The sequence below is a fragment of the Tabrizicola sp. T46 genome (assembly GCF_057219895.1).
In genome coordinates this window covers 1,015,600-1,029,212 of sequence record NZ_JBXVVV010000002.1, presented here as the reverse complement: position 1 = coordinate 1,029,212, position 13,613 = coordinate 1,015,600, and the positions used below count along the sequence as shown (strand labels likewise).

At 65.7% G+C, this 13,613-nt stretch carries 10 protein-coding genes; all 10 read right to left on the bottom strand.

The window, feature by feature from the left end; all coding sequences use genetic code 11:
• Positions 1-7: 7 nt before the first annotated feature.
• Positions 8-811, bottom strand: coding sequence for an urease accessory protein UreD (locus tag AC2D9V_RS12620; protein WP_484714416.1), 804 nt, complete (start codon positions 809-811; stop codon positions 8-10).
• Between the two features lie 144 nt (positions 812-955).
• Entirely contained in the window at positions 956-2,299 is a 1,344-nt protein-coding gene (locus AC2D9V_RS12615) for a phosphohexomutase domain-containing protein (protein ID WP_484714415.1), read from the bottom strand.
• 12 nt (positions 2,300-2,311) lie between these two features.
• Complete coding sequence (locus AC2D9V_RS12610) at positions 2,312-3,184, bottom strand: dimethyl sulfoxide reductase anchor subunit family protein (protein ID WP_484714414.1); 873 nt, start codon at positions 3,182-3,184, stop codon at positions 2,312-2,314.
• Positions 3,185-3,913 carry a 4Fe-4S dicluster domain-containing protein gene (locus AC2D9V_RS12605; protein ID WP_484714413.1) on the bottom strand — a complete coding sequence of 243 codons (729 nt, stop codon included), beginning with the start codon at positions 3,911-3,913 and terminating at the stop codon, positions 3,185-3,187.
• A complete protein-coding gene (locus tag AC2D9V_RS12600) occupies positions 3,910-6,768 on the bottom strand; it encodes a molybdopterin-dependent oxidoreductase (protein WP_484714412.1) in 2,859 nt (952 codons plus the stop codon). Before AC2D9V_RS12600 ends, AC2D9V_RS12605 begins: the two co-directional genes overlap by 4 nt.
• Entirely contained in the window at positions 6,769-7,842 is a 1,074-nt protein-coding gene (locus AC2D9V_RS12595; protein ID WP_484714411.1) for an acetate/propionate family kinase, read from the bottom strand. It abuts the gene before it with no gap.
• Positions 7,842-8,582: a sulfite exporter TauE/SafE family protein gene (locus AC2D9V_RS12590; RefSeq protein WP_484714410.1), complete on the bottom strand. Its 741-nt coding sequence runs from the start codon at positions 8,580-8,582 to the stop codon at positions 7,842-7,844. Before AC2D9V_RS12590 ends, AC2D9V_RS12595 begins: the two co-directional genes overlap by 1 nt.
• Before the next feature lie 36 nt (positions 8,583-8,618).
• On the bottom strand, positions 8,619-10,397 hold the full coding sequence (xsc, locus tag AC2D9V_RS12585; RefSeq protein WP_484714409.1) for a sulfoacetaldehyde acetyltransferase: 1,779 nt from the start codon (positions 10,395-10,397) through the stop codon (positions 8,619-8,621).
• A gap of 63 nt (positions 10,398-10,460) precedes the next feature.
• The gene (gene pdxR, locus AC2D9V_RS12580) at positions 10,461-11,921 is read right to left on the bottom strand and encodes a MocR-like pyridoxine biosynthesis transcription factor PdxR (protein WP_484714408.1); all 1,461 of its coding nucleotides are present in this window, start codon (positions 11,919-11,921) and stop codon (positions 10,461-10,463) included.
• A gap of 305 nt (positions 11,922-12,226) precedes the next feature.
• Positions 12,227-13,606, bottom strand: coding sequence for a hypotaurine--pyruvate aminotransferase Tpa (tpa, locus tag AC2D9V_RS12575; protein ID WP_484714407.1), 1,380 nt, complete (start codon positions 13,604-13,606; stop codon positions 12,227-12,229).
• Between the last annotated feature and the right edge of the window lie 7 nt (positions 13,607-13,613).

The window sequence follows — 13,613 nt, the reverse complement described above, 5'->3', positions numbered from 1 at the left end:
TTCTTCCTCAGACCTGCCAGACACGCGGCAGGGGACGGCCCTGCCGCAGAACATGAAGTGCGCGGACGATCTGGCGGCGGAGCGGCCAGCCATCGGGGGCAAGCATCCGCACGACCGTCCGTCCGTCAAAGGCAGTGGCGCTGGCCGCGACGCCGGGCTCGTCCAGGACGGCGCGCAATGGTGGGAGATGCGCCTCGGCCGTGACGATGATTGTCGCGAAGGCCCGTGCGTCCCGCAGGGTGGCGCTGCCCGAAAGGGCAGAAGCATCCAGCGCCAACGGGTCGATCCAGACCGGCGCGCCCTCCCGCCGGATCTCTCGCCGGTCGCGAAAGCGGATATCACGCACCGTCTCGCCCATCGCGGCGCGGCCAAGGACCACGGCCTCCAGTGCAAGGCAGCCGGCACCCGGGGCCAGATCGATCAGCGTGCGGCGGTCAAGTGCTGCCCGGTCGAAAAGGATCGTCTCTTGCGGCAGCCAGTCGAGCCAGCCGCCAGGGCCGACCGTCAGCCGCACATCCATCCGCGCGGGTGTGCCCGTCGCCTTGTAGGCGCGCTCGGCAGTCTGGGTGGTCGCAACGGCCTCGCCCTGCAGGTCGAGGCCGAACCGCAGATGGTCGCCCGAGGTCAGCCCGCCCGAGGTGTTCAGGAACACGACTTCGCGCCCCGTGGCCCCGCCCGGCAGGATCGCCTTGGCCGAGCCTTCGGTCCGCAGCCGCTCCAGCCGTGCAGGGCCAAGGCGGACAAGCGCCTCGCCCCGCGCCCTTTGCATGGCGCCGCTCTCTGGCGTCTCCATCGGCTGGAATACGGTCATCCGGTCCCCCTTGAGACCTGACTGTCAGCCCCGCACGGGGCCGTGACAACGCCCCGCGCCCGGACCGGAACCGCCTGACCCGAAGGCGCGGCACGATCGCCTGCTATTCCATCCAGCCGATGAAAAAACGGGCAGATCGCAAAGTCAGCCGAGGATGAGGTCCCGAACCAGGACAACCCCTTCGGCCACAAGGGCGCTGTCGCCCCGCGCTTCAACATTCAGCCGCAGGAGCGGTTCGGTGTTCGAGGCGCGCAGGTTCATGCGCCAGTCCCCGAAATCGAGGCTGAGCCCGTCGATCCGGTCTTCCCCCCGCGCCTTCGGGGCAAGCGCCCTGTGGACCCGCCCGATCACGGCTGCGGTATCCGCCACGGTGAAGTTGATCTCGCCAGAGGACGGGTGATCGCGCCGCAGGGCCGCGGCCATGTCGGCAAGGCTTTCGCCGGACCGCGAGAGAAGGCCCGCCACCATGAGCCACGGGATCATCCCGGAATCACAGGCCATGAAGTCGCGGAAATAGTGATGTGCGGACATCTCGCCACCATAGACGGCATTCTCGCGCCGCATGGCAGCCTTCAGGAACACATGTCCGGTCGGGGCGAGGACCGAGCGACCACCGGCCCTCGTTACCGTGTCGCGCACCGCCCAGAGCACGCGCGGGTCATGCACGATCGCCGCCCCGGGATGCTGCGACAGCGCGGCGCGCGCCAGAAGCGCGACCACATGCTCGCCGTCGACAAAGCGGCCATCGGCATCGAAGAGGAAGCAGCGGTCGAAATCGCCGTCGAAGGCCACGCCCATGTCCACTCCGGCAGCACGGACCGCCGCTTCCGTCTGCGGCCGGTTCTCCGGCAGCAGGGGGTTGGGAATTCCGTTCGGAAAGCTGCCGTCGGGCTGGTGATGCATCCGCACCAGGTCCAGGCGCGAGCCGCGCGCCGCCAACCCCTCGGCGAGCGCGTCAAGTGTAGGCCCCGCCGCCCCGTTGCCCGAGTTTGCCAGCACCCGGAGCGGCCCGACCGACCCGACCAGCCCGGCGACATGGGCGACATAGTCAGCGCGGACGCCCGGCACTGCCTCGTAAGAGCCGCGCGAAAGGCGATCGGGCCTGGCGTCGCAAAGCGTCCGCACCTGCGCGAATTCGGCGTCAGACAGTGGCATCGCGCCTGGGCCGACAAGCTTCATCCCGTTGTAATCCCTGGGATTATGCGAGGCCGTGACCATGATCCCGCCACCCGCCCCCAGATGGGCCGTAGCAAAGTACATCTCCTCTGTCCCGGCAAGCGCAAGGTCGAGCACCCTGACACCCTGGGCGATCAGCCCGGCCGCCGTCGCATCGGCAAGTTCGGCCGAGCTTTCCCTGCTGTCGCGCGCGATGACCACGCTATCCGCGCCAGTGACCATGGCGAAGGCGCTGCCGATGCGGCTGGCAAACCCCGCGTCGATGTCCACTCCAAGACGACCGCGAATATCATAACGCTTGAACGGGTTCATTACAGCAGCGGATCACGCCCGCGCGCCGTAGTAAAGGCCGACGACATGCTCGGCCTCGGCAAAGAACAGCCAACGGGCGGCAATGGCTCCGGTCAGGTGCAGAAGGGCGGCCAGCGCGATGCCCGAGACGCCGAAGGGCAGAAGAAGAACAAGGGCCGGACCGGGCGAAGCCAGTATAAGCGCGATCTGGCGCAGCTTCCGCGCATGCTTGCGGCCGACGACGAAGATCATCTCGCGCTTGAGATAGTTCCCGGCCGTGTGCGCCGGGTCAAGAACTGCCGCTTCCCCAAGCCGGTCCAGGCCCGTCGCCGATCCGATGGTTTGACCCGCACGGGCGAAGGCGCCGTCACCCACCCGCCAGACTGCCAGCAGGACAAGGCCGGTCGCCAGCAATGCCAGTGGCGCCCATGGCATGTCTGCAAGCAACGACCCTCCGCTCAGGGCGAAGGTAAGGAACATGACCGGTGTCAGCCAATGGTGCCAGCGCGGCACCGCCTTGATCTGGGCATAGATCATCCCTGTCGTCAGGACCGTTACCACCGCCAGCGTCGCCCCGATCCATCCGAAACCTCGCGGCAGTCCAAGGCCCAGCCAGTCCGACAGCGCAACGGGGGCCAGAAGGACCAGGGCCGAAACCGAGGCCCAGGCCTCGCGGCTCAGCCAGCTGGTGCGCCACTGAGTGAAGGCCTTGAGGCCGTTCTTCGGGTTGCCAAGGTGGAAAGTCGCGGCCAGAAGCCCAGCCACCGCCAACCCGTAGCCCAGCCCCCAAAGAAAGAACGCCGTCCAGCCCGATGGCTGCAGCGCGCCAAAGCCGAGAAAGGCCAGAAAGCCGAAGCCGAGGCCGGAAAGGGTCGAGAAGAGGATGACGGACGGCGCGGGATGCATTCAAAGCTTTCCAAGCATCCGGTCCAGCCAACCGGCGACACCGGTTGCCTTGATGTCCAGAAGCGGGGCAAGCGGGCTGGCCTTTCCCGGACCCTTCTTGCGCGGCGGCAGGTACTTGTTCGTGGGCCTTGTTCCCATGTCGGGCATCAGGTCATAGCCGCCTCTGCTCGCCACCAGTTGGGAGACAGCGCTCTCCGGATCCGCAAAGTCGCCGAAATGGCGGGCATTTGTCGGGCAGGTTCGGACACATGCAGGTTCGCGGTCCTGTTCCGGAAGCGTCTCGTTGTAGATCCGGTCGACGCAAAGGGTGCATTTCTTCATCACCCCCTGCGCCGCATCCATTTCCCGCGCGCCATAGGGGCAGGCCCAGGCACAAAGGCCGCAGCCAATGCAGGCGTCCTCGTTGACGAGCACGATCCCGTCCTCGGCCCGCTTGTAGCTGGCCCCGGTCGGGCAGACGGTGACACATGGCGCGTTGTCGCAATGGAGGCAGGAGCGCGGGAAGGTGACGACCTGGGCGGGGCCTTCTGGCACGGTGACCTGATAGGAATGGACCCGGTTCAGGAAGGTGCCCGAGGGGTCGGCGCCGTAGGGGTCCTGGTCGGAAAGGCCGATCCCGGCATCGTTCCAGCCCTTGCAGGCGGTGACGCAGGCCTGGCAGCCGACGCAGGTGTCGAGGTCGATCACAAGGCCGAGGCGCTTTTCGGTGGCTCCAGGGAGTGTGGTCATTGCTTGGCCCCCACTGGAGCCACGAATTTTCTGCGAAAATTCGCAGCCCAATTCTTCGCAGAAGAATTGTGTCCCCGGCCGCCACCGGCACGCGGTGGGTCGGGCAGGCGCTCGAACATCGGCTCCACTGTGCCGCGCGGGTGATCCTCGGCCGCGACCCGCTCTACCCGGACCCGCTGGTCGAACCAGGCCGCCTGGCCGGTTACGGGATCGGAGTTCGAGAGGCGCACGCCCTCCCGGTCCGGCAGGAGTTCCGAGATGAGGTGGTTCAGAAGAAAGCCGGTCGTCGCCTCAGGCGCGTTTTCGTCCAAGGCCCAGGCGCCTTTGCGTTTGCCGATGGCGTTCCAGGTCCAGACAGTGCACGCGTTCAGCGCGGCCATGTGCGCGACGGGCACCACTATAGTCCCCGCGCGGCTGGACACCCGCGCCCAGTCGCCCTCCGCAAAGCCCTGCGCCTCCCAGATTTTCGTGGGCAGATACAGATAGTTGTGCCCCTTGATTTGCCGCAGCCAGGCGTTCTGGCTGCCCCAGGAATGGTACATGTCCATCGGTCGCTGGGTCAGGGCATGGACCGGGTAGCCAAAGGCCGCGTCCTCGTCTCCATACGGCGCATACCAGATGGGAAGCGGGTGCATCGCCTGTTTCAGGCGGGCGCGCAGGTGTTCGGGCGGCTGGCGCGGGCCGTGCCCCTCGGCGGCCAGTTGGAAACGGCGCATCGGTTCGGACCAGATGCTGAAAAGATAGGGCTGCGGGGTTTCGTAAAGGCCAAGCTTCACCGCCCAGTCCTGATAGGCCGCGTTCCAGGGCTTGTAGAAGGCGGCTTCCTCGGGGACATGCGCCTGGTAGAAGGCCCCGTTCTGGATGTAGCGGTTGAGCTGATCCGGGTTCGGCGTGCCGCGCCCCTCCGCCTCGCCATTCCCCCGGAAGCCCATCAACGGCCCAACGTCCGGCCGGCGCTGGTGGTTGGCGATGTAGTCGGCGTAGTCCTTGAACTTGGCCGTCCCGTCCTCGTTGACCATCCCAGGCAGACCCAGCCGCGCACCAAGCTCCAGAAGCACCGACTGGAAGCAGCGAACCTCCCGGTCGGGCTCGATCACCGGCCAGCGGATCGCATCCCCCGCCGCGTCGGGCTCAGAGATCGGGCGGTCGAGAAGGCTGATGCAGTCGTGGCGTTCCAGGTAGGTCGTGTCGGGCAGGATCAGGTCGGCATAGGCAACCATCTCGGAGGCATAGGCGTCGGAGTAGATGATCCGGGGGATGACGTATTCGCCGTCGCGCTCTTCGGTCAGCATCTCCATCACGCGGGCTGAGTTCATGCTGGAATTCCACGACATGTTCGCCATGTAGAGGAAGAGCGTGTCGATCCGGTACGGGTCCCCGGCATGGGCATTGGGGATGACCATGTGCATCAACCCATGCGCCGAGAACGGATTTTCCCAGCTGAAAGCCTTGTCGATCCGGGCCGGCTGGCCGTCGGGGAGAAGGCAGAGGTCGTCGGGCGAGCGGACATAGCCCAAGTGCGGCCCGGTCAGGGGCTTGCCCGGTGTAGTCACGAAATGGGGCGTCGGATGCGCCTCGATGGGCTTGGGGTACGGCGGCTTCAGCCGGTAGCCACCGGGGGTCTCGACCGCGCCGAGGAGGATCTGAAGGAGATGCAGCGCCCGCGCCGTTTGGAAGCCGTTGGAATGGGCGGAAAGACCCCGCATCGCATGGAAGCTGACCGGGCGGCCGGGCATGTCGGCATGTTCGTTGCCGCGAAAGTCGGTCCATGGGCGGTCGAGCGAGATGGCCTGATTGAACGCGACCTCGGCGAGTTCGGCGGCAAGCTGGCGGATGCGCGTGGCCGTCACCCCGCAGCGGGCGGCCACGGCCTCGGGCGCATAGTCCGGTTTCAGGTATTCCTCGACCATGTGGCGGAAGACCGTCCGGTTCCCCTGCCATTCGGCCCCGAGGTCGGGCTCCACCCCCTTCCCATCCCAAGGTGCAGGGTGGCCGGTGCGGCGGTCGATCACGAAGGGCTGGCTTTCGGCGTTCCGGACGAAAAGGCCCTTCTCCGGGCCGTCGGCTTCGGTCACCAGAAGGGCGGCGTTGGTCCATTGCGCAAGATAGTCGAGGTCAAGCCTTCCCGCCTCCAAGAGGCAGTGGATCAGCGACAGGATCAGAAGGCCGTCGGTCCCCGGCGTGATCCCGATCCAGTCATCGGCCACTGCCGAATAGCCGGTACGCACGGGGTTCACGCTGATGACCCGCGCGCCGCGGGCCTTCAGCTTCCCGATACCGATCTTGATCGGGTTCGAATCATGATCCTCGGCCACCCCGAACATGACGAAAAGCTTCGTCCGCTCCCAATCCGGCTGGCCGAATTCCCAGAAGGCGCCCCCGATGGTGTAGATACCGCCCGCGGCCATGTTCACCGAACAGAAGCCGCCATGCGCGGCATAGTTCGGGGTGCCGAAGTTCTGCGCCCACCAGCCGGTCAGGCTCTGGCTCTGGTCGCGGCCAGTGAAAAAGGCGAGCTTTTCCGGTGCGGTCTCGCGCAGGGGCTTCATCCAGGAGACGGCGGTGGAGAGCGCCTCCTCCCAGGAAATCTCCTCGAAGGCCCCGGACCCGCGCGGCCCGACGCGTCGCAAAGGCGCCTTCAGGCGGGACGGCGCAGTGACCTGCATGATCCCACTCGCGCCCTTGGCGCAGAGGACGCCCTTGTTGATCGGGTGGTCGCGGTTCCCCTCGATGTAAGCAACCTTCCCGGACTTCAGATGCACGTTGATCCCGCAGCGGCAGGCGCACATGTAGCAGGTGGTCTGGCGGACCTCGTCGCCAACCTCGCGCTGCGTCTCCACCCTCGGCTGGTTCACTCAGCCCTCCCTGGCCAGCACGGCCTGCGCCTCCATCGCAATCTGGCGTTCCTCGTCGGCCGGAACTGTCCAGATCGCGACACGGCTTGTCGCATCATGTAGCACGCTTTCGTTCCGGTTGTTCGCCTCTTCGCTGGAAGATACTCCCAAATAGGCAAGGCCAAAGAGGATTTCCTTCCGCATCCAGGGATCGTTCTCGCCGATGCCGCCGGTGAAGACCACGGCGTCGAGGCCCCCCATAGCGGCGACCATCGACCCGGCGTGACGGACCGCCCAATAAGCGAAATGGTGCAGAGCGAACCGTGCCTCGGGCGTCCCGGCTGCATGCAACGCGCGCACGTCACTCATTCCGCCAAGGCCAAGAAGCCCGCTTTCCCGGTTCAGGATCCGGCCTGCCCCTTCTACTCCGTGCAACTCCGCCAGCCGCAGGACCGCGTTGCCGTCTATTCCCCCGGTCCGAGTGCCCATCGTCAGCCCGTCGAGCGGAGAATAGCCCATCGTTGTCCCAACCGAACGCCCGTTCACAATGGCTGCGAGGGAACAGCCATTGCCGAGATGGCAAGCCAGAAGGCGCGTGGGCAAGTCTCCCCTGTCCCGCAAGATGCGCACGACGGCTGCATAGCTGATCCCGTGAAAGCCATAGCGCCTGAGGCCCCGGGCACGTTCGGCCTTGGGCAGCGCATATGTCACGGCAACCTCGGGATTCGTGGCGTGGAAGGCGGTGTCGAAGGCAGCATATTGGGGCAGGCGCGGTGCCAGCGCAGCAATCGCCTGAATTCCCACAAGATTCGCCGGATTGTGCAGTGGTGCCAGGGGCACGCAGGCCTCGATCTGGCGCAGGACGTCGGGGGTTACCCGGCATGTCGCGGTCAATTCGGCCCCGCCATGCACAACGCGATGCGCAACGGCCATCAGACGGTCAATCGGAACCCCCGCCTCGGCCAGTGCGGCAGCCATCGTGGCCTTGTGGCCGTCCGGTCCGATCTCGCTCACTGAAGCCTTGGCGACCTCCCGAAGTCCGTCGAAAACCTTCAACTTCAGCGAAGATGAACCGGCGTTCACAATCAGCCACATCAGAGGATGGCCTTTCCCAGACCCAAGGCGGCAAGCACGGCAAGGAGGACGATCGCGAACCGCCGGAAGTCCTGCGGATCGGTGCCGGAGAAATGCCGCCCTCCCAGCCAGTTGCCCAGAAGTGTCACCGGCAGCGCCATGAGACTGGCCCAGAGCGTGTCCCACGTGACCAGCCCCGCGAGCCAGTAGAGTGGCGCAGAGTAAAGGTCGAGCAGCGGGAAATAGGCGATCAGCGTCGCCCGAAACACGCTTGCAGGCATCGGCTGGGCCGCGAAGAAGGCCGCGACCGGCAGCCCCCCCATGCCGGGTGCGTTGGCAAGGCCCGAGATCACTCCGGCCACACCGTTCGGAGCCCCCCGCACCTCTGTCGCCAATCGCCAGCCGGACATCAGCACCAGGCACATGACGAGCACGTAGCCCGAGATCACCGCCCGCGCGGCGTCTTCGCTGACGCCGGTCAGGACCCAAAGGCCCAAAGGCAGCCCGATTGCCGCCCCGCCCAGGAGCCAGCCAACCCGCCGCCAGTCCACGTCGGGCCCTGCCCCCTTGGCAGCCTGAAGCGACATCACCGTTTCCAGAATGACGACAACTGCGACGAAATTCAGCGGATTGGTCACAAGACTCGAGGCTGCGATCAGCAGCGCCGAAAAGCCGAAACCCGAATAGCCACGCACGAAGCCGGCGACCAGGCAGGCCAGGGCCAGCCAGACCAGCGCCCCGGGTCCAAGGTCAAAGGGCACCGTCGGGCCCCCGGGCTTTCGCAGAAAACCCGTGTTTCACCCAACCACCTGCGGCCGCATGTCGGCTTTGGAAATCCCTGCCACCTCGACCGGCTTCTTCATCGCGTCACGGCGGAAGGGCTCGCCCAGTTCCTGGTTGATCAGCGCCTCGATCAGCGTGGTCTTGCCGTGGTTCATCTGGTCGTCGATGGCCTTCCGCAGCGCCGCCGTCAGTTCCTCCATCGTCCGGGCCTGCACGCCCTGCAACCCGCAGGCCTTGGCAATCCCGGCGTAGCTCACGTCGGTATCCAGCTCGGTCCCCACAAAGTTGTCGTCATACCAAAGCGTCGAGTTCCGCTTCTCCGCCCCCCACTGGTAGTTGCGGAAAACGACCATGGTGATCGCCGGCCATTCCTTGCGACCGATGGCTGTCAGTTCGGTCACCGCGATCCCGAAGGCGCCATCCCCGGCAAAGCCCACCACGGGCGTGTCCGGGCAGCCGATCTTGGCGCCGATGATCGACGGCAAGCCATAGCCGCAGGGGCCGAAGAGACCCGGGGCGAGGTATTTCCGCCCAGCCTCGAACGAAGGGTAAGCGTTGCCGATGGCGCAGTTGTTGCCGATGTCGGACGAGATGATCGCCTCTTTCGGCAGTGCCGCCTGGATCGCGCGCCAGGCCATTCGGGGGCTCATCCAGTCGGGCTTCGCGTTGCGCGCCCGTTCGTTCCAGGTGGTGCCGGGATCGTCCTGTTCGTGGTCCATCGAGGACAGCTCCTGCGCCCAGGCCGATTTCTTCTGCGCGATCAGCGCCTTCCGCTCGGCCCGCCCTGTATCGCCGGCAGTCTTCGACAGCCGCGCCAGGATCGCCTCGGCCACCTTCTTCGCGTCACCGACGATGCCCACCGTCACGGGCTTCGTGAGGCCAATCCGGTTAGGGTTGATGTCGACCTGGATCACCTTGGCCGCCTTCGGCCAGTAGTCGATCCCGTAGCCCGGCAGGGTCGAGAACGGGTTGAGCCGCGTGCCCAGTGCCAGCACGACGTCGGCCTGAGCGATCAGCTCCATCCCCGCCTTTGACCCGTTGTAGCCGAGCGGCCCCGCGAACAGCGGGTGGCTTCCCGGAAAGGCATCGTTGTGCTGGTAGCCCACGCAGACCGGGGCGGTCAGGCGTTCCGCCAAGGCCATCGAGGCCGGGATCGCGCCGCCGATCACCACGCCCGCGCCGTTCAGGATCACCGGGAACTTGGCGCTGGACAGAAGCTGCGCCGCCTGAGCGATTGCCTCCTCGCCGCCCGAGGGGCGCTCGAACTCCACCACTGCGGGCAGTGCAATATCAATGACATGGGTGAAGTAGTCCCGCGGCATGTTGATCTGCGCCGGGGCCGACTGGCGTTTCGCCTGCAGGATGACGCGATTGAGCACCTCGGCCACGCGGCCGGGATCGCGGACCTCCTCCTGGTAGCAGACCATGTCCTTGAAAAGTGCCATCTGCTCCACTTCCTGGAAGCCGCCCATCCCGATGGTCTTGTTGGCGGCCTGGGGGGTAACCAGAAGTAAGGGCGTGTGATTCCAGTATGCGGTTTTGACCGCCGTGACGAAGTTGGTGATGCCCGGCCCGTTCTGGGCGATCATCATCGACATCTTGCCCGAAGCGCGGGTGAACCCATCGGCCATCATGCCGCCAGACCCTTCATGGGCGCAGTCCCAGAAGGTGATGCCGGCCTTGGGAAAGAGGTCGGAGATCGGCATGAAGGCGGACCCGATGATCCCGAAGGCGTGTTCGATGCCGTGCATCTGCAGGACTTTCACGAAGGCTTCTTCGGTCGTCATCTTCATGGCGCGTCTCCCTGGTTTGCGTGGCACATTAGCGCCGCGATGAGTCCAAGCTTAGGGCCAGTTTCAGCGGCCCGCTATCGCCAGAGCCTTGGCGATCCGCTGGATGCCTTCGGCGATCTTCTGCGGGGCGATGGAGGAATAGGCGAGGCGGTAGAAGTTCCGCGGGCCGTCGCCGGCAAAGAAGGCGCGGCCGGGTTCGATGAGGACGCCCTCTTGCCGCAGGGATAGAGCCAGATGCTCAGTGTCGACGCCGTCCGGCGCGCGCATCCAGAAGCTGGAACCGCCGAAACCGCCCTGCCCTGCCACGGTCAGCCTTTCTGCAGCGATGGCCTCGGACATCAGCTGGCGGCGTCGGCGGTAGGCGTTCTTCATCCGGTTGACGAGGGCGTCGTAGTGGCCGAGGCCCAGGAAATAGGCCATCGTCCGCTGGATATGGCCGGGGGGATGCTTCAGCATCAGGCCCCGCAACGCACGTGCCTCGGCGATGAAACCGGGCGGGCCGACGAGATAGCCGAGGCGGAGGCCGGGAAAGACCGATTTCGAGAAGCTGCCGGCGTAGATCACCCTGCCGTTCCGGTCGAGCGATTTCAGCGCCGGGGCGACGGGCTTCAGGAAGGACATCTCGAATTCGTAGTCATCCTCGATGATGATCGCGCCTTGCGCCTCCGCAGCCTCCAACAGGGCAACGCGGCGGTCGACGGGCATGGTGGCATTGGTCGGGCACTGGTGCGAGGGGGTGGTGAAAACCACATCTGCGTCAAGCACTTGCGGGGGAAGGCCCTGGGCATCGACGTCAACCGGGATGGCGGTGGCGCCGGTGGCTGCGACGATGGCGCGCCAGGCCGGGTAGCCGGGGTTTTCGACCACGGCCCGGCGGCCGGGGCCCAGAAGCGTGGTGGCCGCGATCCAAAGTGCGTTCTGCGCGCCCAGAGTGAGCAGAACCTCATCTTCCCGCGCGGCGATGCCCCGACGGGGAAGGATGGTGCGGAGAAGCTCTTGAATCAAAAGGGGATCGTCGCGTTCGTAGTAGTCGGTCGTCAGCGCCGCGAAGTCGCGCTTGCCAAGCGCGCGCAACGCGCATTGCCGCCAGTTCTGATGGTCGAAAAGCGTGGGGTCGGCCTGGCCGTAGATAAAGGGATATGGGTAGCGATCCCAATCCTCCGGCCGTTCGACGCGCGGGGTCAGGGTGAAGCGACCGCCGGTCAAGCCCTTGAAATCTATGGCCTCTGCGCGGGGTTCGGATTGCGGGAATTCTGGTGCCAAGGGGGCAGTGTCCGAGACGAAATAGCCCGACCGGCCCGACGAGGTGAGGTAATCCGATGAGACAAGATCAGCATAAGCCAGCGTGACGGTGATCCGGCTGACCCCGAGGTGTTCGGCAAGGCCGCGCGACGAGGGCATCCGGCTACCGGGCCGGAAACGGCCGCCGAGGATACCTTGCGTGACCATGGTCCGGATCTGCTGTTGCAGCGATCCGGTGGCTCCTGGAGTGAGGTAGAAGGCTTCGACGGGGATCGCAGGCATGAGTCCAGATGAGCGGTCGCTTAACGCCTTGAGTCAAGACGATTTTGCCGTCTTCGTTCCGTCTTCCATGCGTCTTCCTTCCGTCTCTACGCGCGTGGAGATGGGAAAGTGTTAACCATGTAGGGGAATCGCAGAGGACGGTGCGCTGTATCGCGCCCAACGCTGCGGAGCAGCCTGCGCTACAGCGCACCGATCCCGTCGCCGAAAGCAGCGCCTGCACGGCGGTGCAAGAGCGCCTTGACGCCGGTCACGAAAAAGAGTGCCCGTTTCCGGACACCCTCCTTGCCCGCAACGGACTTCAGTCCTTACCCGAACACCCGGGTCAGTGCGCCGTCGATTGCCGTGGTGATCTCGTCGATATCGTCCTTCGTCGCGATCAGCGCAGGCGATAGGCACAGGGTGTTGTTCAGCCCCGGCAGCGAACGGTTCGTCGCCCCGATGATCACCCCCTGCGCCATGCAGTCGGCGACGACGGCCTGGACCTTCTTCTCGTCCACCGGCTCTTTGGTCGAACGGTCCGCAACCAGCTCGGCCCCGAGGAAGAGGCCCTTGCCACGGACGTCGCCGATGACCTTGTGCTTGTCCATCAGCGCGGCGAGGTTCCCAAGGCAATAGTCGCCCATCGCCACGGTGTTGGCGAGAAGGCCTTCGCGTTCGATGATCGCCATGTTCTCAAGCGCCGCCGCCGGGCCGGAGGTGCAGCCACCGAAGGTGGAGATGTCGCGGAAGTAGCTCATCGGGTCCGAGGGGTCGTCCTTGAACATTTCGAAGACGGCTTCGGTGGTCACGGTGCAGGAGATCGCGGCGTAACCGGAGGCGACGCCCTTGGCCATGGTCACGAAGTCCGGCTTGATCCCGTAGTGCTGGTAGCCGAACCAGGTGCCGGTGCGCCCCACCCCGCAGACGACCTCGTCGATCGCGAGGAGGATGTTGTATTTCTTGCAGATTTCCTGGACGCGGTCCCAGTAGCCTTGGGGCGGGACGATCACGCCGCCGCCGGCGGTGACGGGTTCCAGGATCAGGCAGCCGACGGTGTCGGGGCCTTCGCGCAGGATCACTTCCTCGATCGCGTCAGCAGCGCGCTGGCCGTAGTTTTCCACGTCCCACTGCTTGCGATATTCAAGGCAATGCGGGACGCGAACGAAGCCGTCGGGGAAGGGCCCGTACTGCATCGCGCGCTGGTCCTGGCCTGCGGAGGCAAGCGCGGCGATGGTGGTGCCGTGGTAGTCGCGGTCGCGGTAGAGGATCTTCCACTTCTTGCCGCCGTGATGCCGATGGGCGATCTGGCGGACCATCTTGTAGACCTTCTCGTTCGCTTCGGACCCCGAGTTCGAGTAATAGACGCGGGTCATGCCTGGCATCTTCTCGATCAGGCGCTTGGCGAACATCGAGCCGGGGATCGACCCGGCGGCGCCGGCGAAATAGTTCATCTTGATCAGCTGGTCGCGGACGGCGTTGGCGATGCTTTCGCGGCCATAGCCCACGTTCACGGTCCAGACGCCGCCCGAGACGGCGTCGATATGTTCCTTGCCCTTGGCATCCCAGACGCGCATCCCCTTGCCTTCGACGATCACGCGGGGATCTACGGTTTCGTACTGCTTGTGCTGGGAGAGGTGGTGCCAGACATGGGCGCGGTCGGCCTCGACCACGGCGCCGATGTCGTTCATGCCTGCATAGTCTTCCATGGGCTGT

Excerpts from the sequence above, each read along its gene's own strand:
- AC2D9V_RS12610 (WP_484714414.1), bottom strand. The coding sequence starts at position 3,184 with ATGCATCCCGCGCCGTCCGTCATCCTCTTCTCGACCCTTTCCGGCCTC.
- tpa (WP_484714407.1), bottom strand. The coding sequence starts at position 13,606 with ATGGAAGACTATGCAGGCATGAACGACATCGGCGCCGTGGTCGAGGCC.
- AC2D9V_RS12615 (WP_484714415.1), bottom strand. The coding sequence starts at position 2,299 with ATGAACCCGTTCAAGCGTTATGATATTCGCGGTCGTCTTGGAGTGGAC.
- AC2D9V_RS12595 (WP_484714411.1), bottom strand. The coding sequence starts at position 7,842 with ATGTGGCTGATTGTGAACGCCGGTTCATCTTCGCTGAAGTTGAAGGTT.
- xsc (WP_484714409.1), bottom strand. The coding sequence starts at position 10,397 with ATGAAGATGACGACCGAAGAAGCCTTCGTGAAAGTCCTGCAGATGCAC.
- pdxR (WP_484714408.1), bottom strand. The coding sequence starts at position 11,921 with ATGCCTGCGATCCCCGTCGAAGCCTTCTACCTCACTCCAGGAGCCACC.
- AC2D9V_RS12605 (WP_484714413.1), bottom strand. The coding sequence starts at position 3,913 with ATGACCACACTCCCTGGAGCCACCGAAAAGCGCCTCGGCCTTGTGATC.
- AC2D9V_RS12620 (WP_484714416.1), bottom strand. The coding sequence starts at position 811 with ATGACCGTATTCCAGCCGATGGAGACGCCAGAGAGCGGCGCCATGCAA.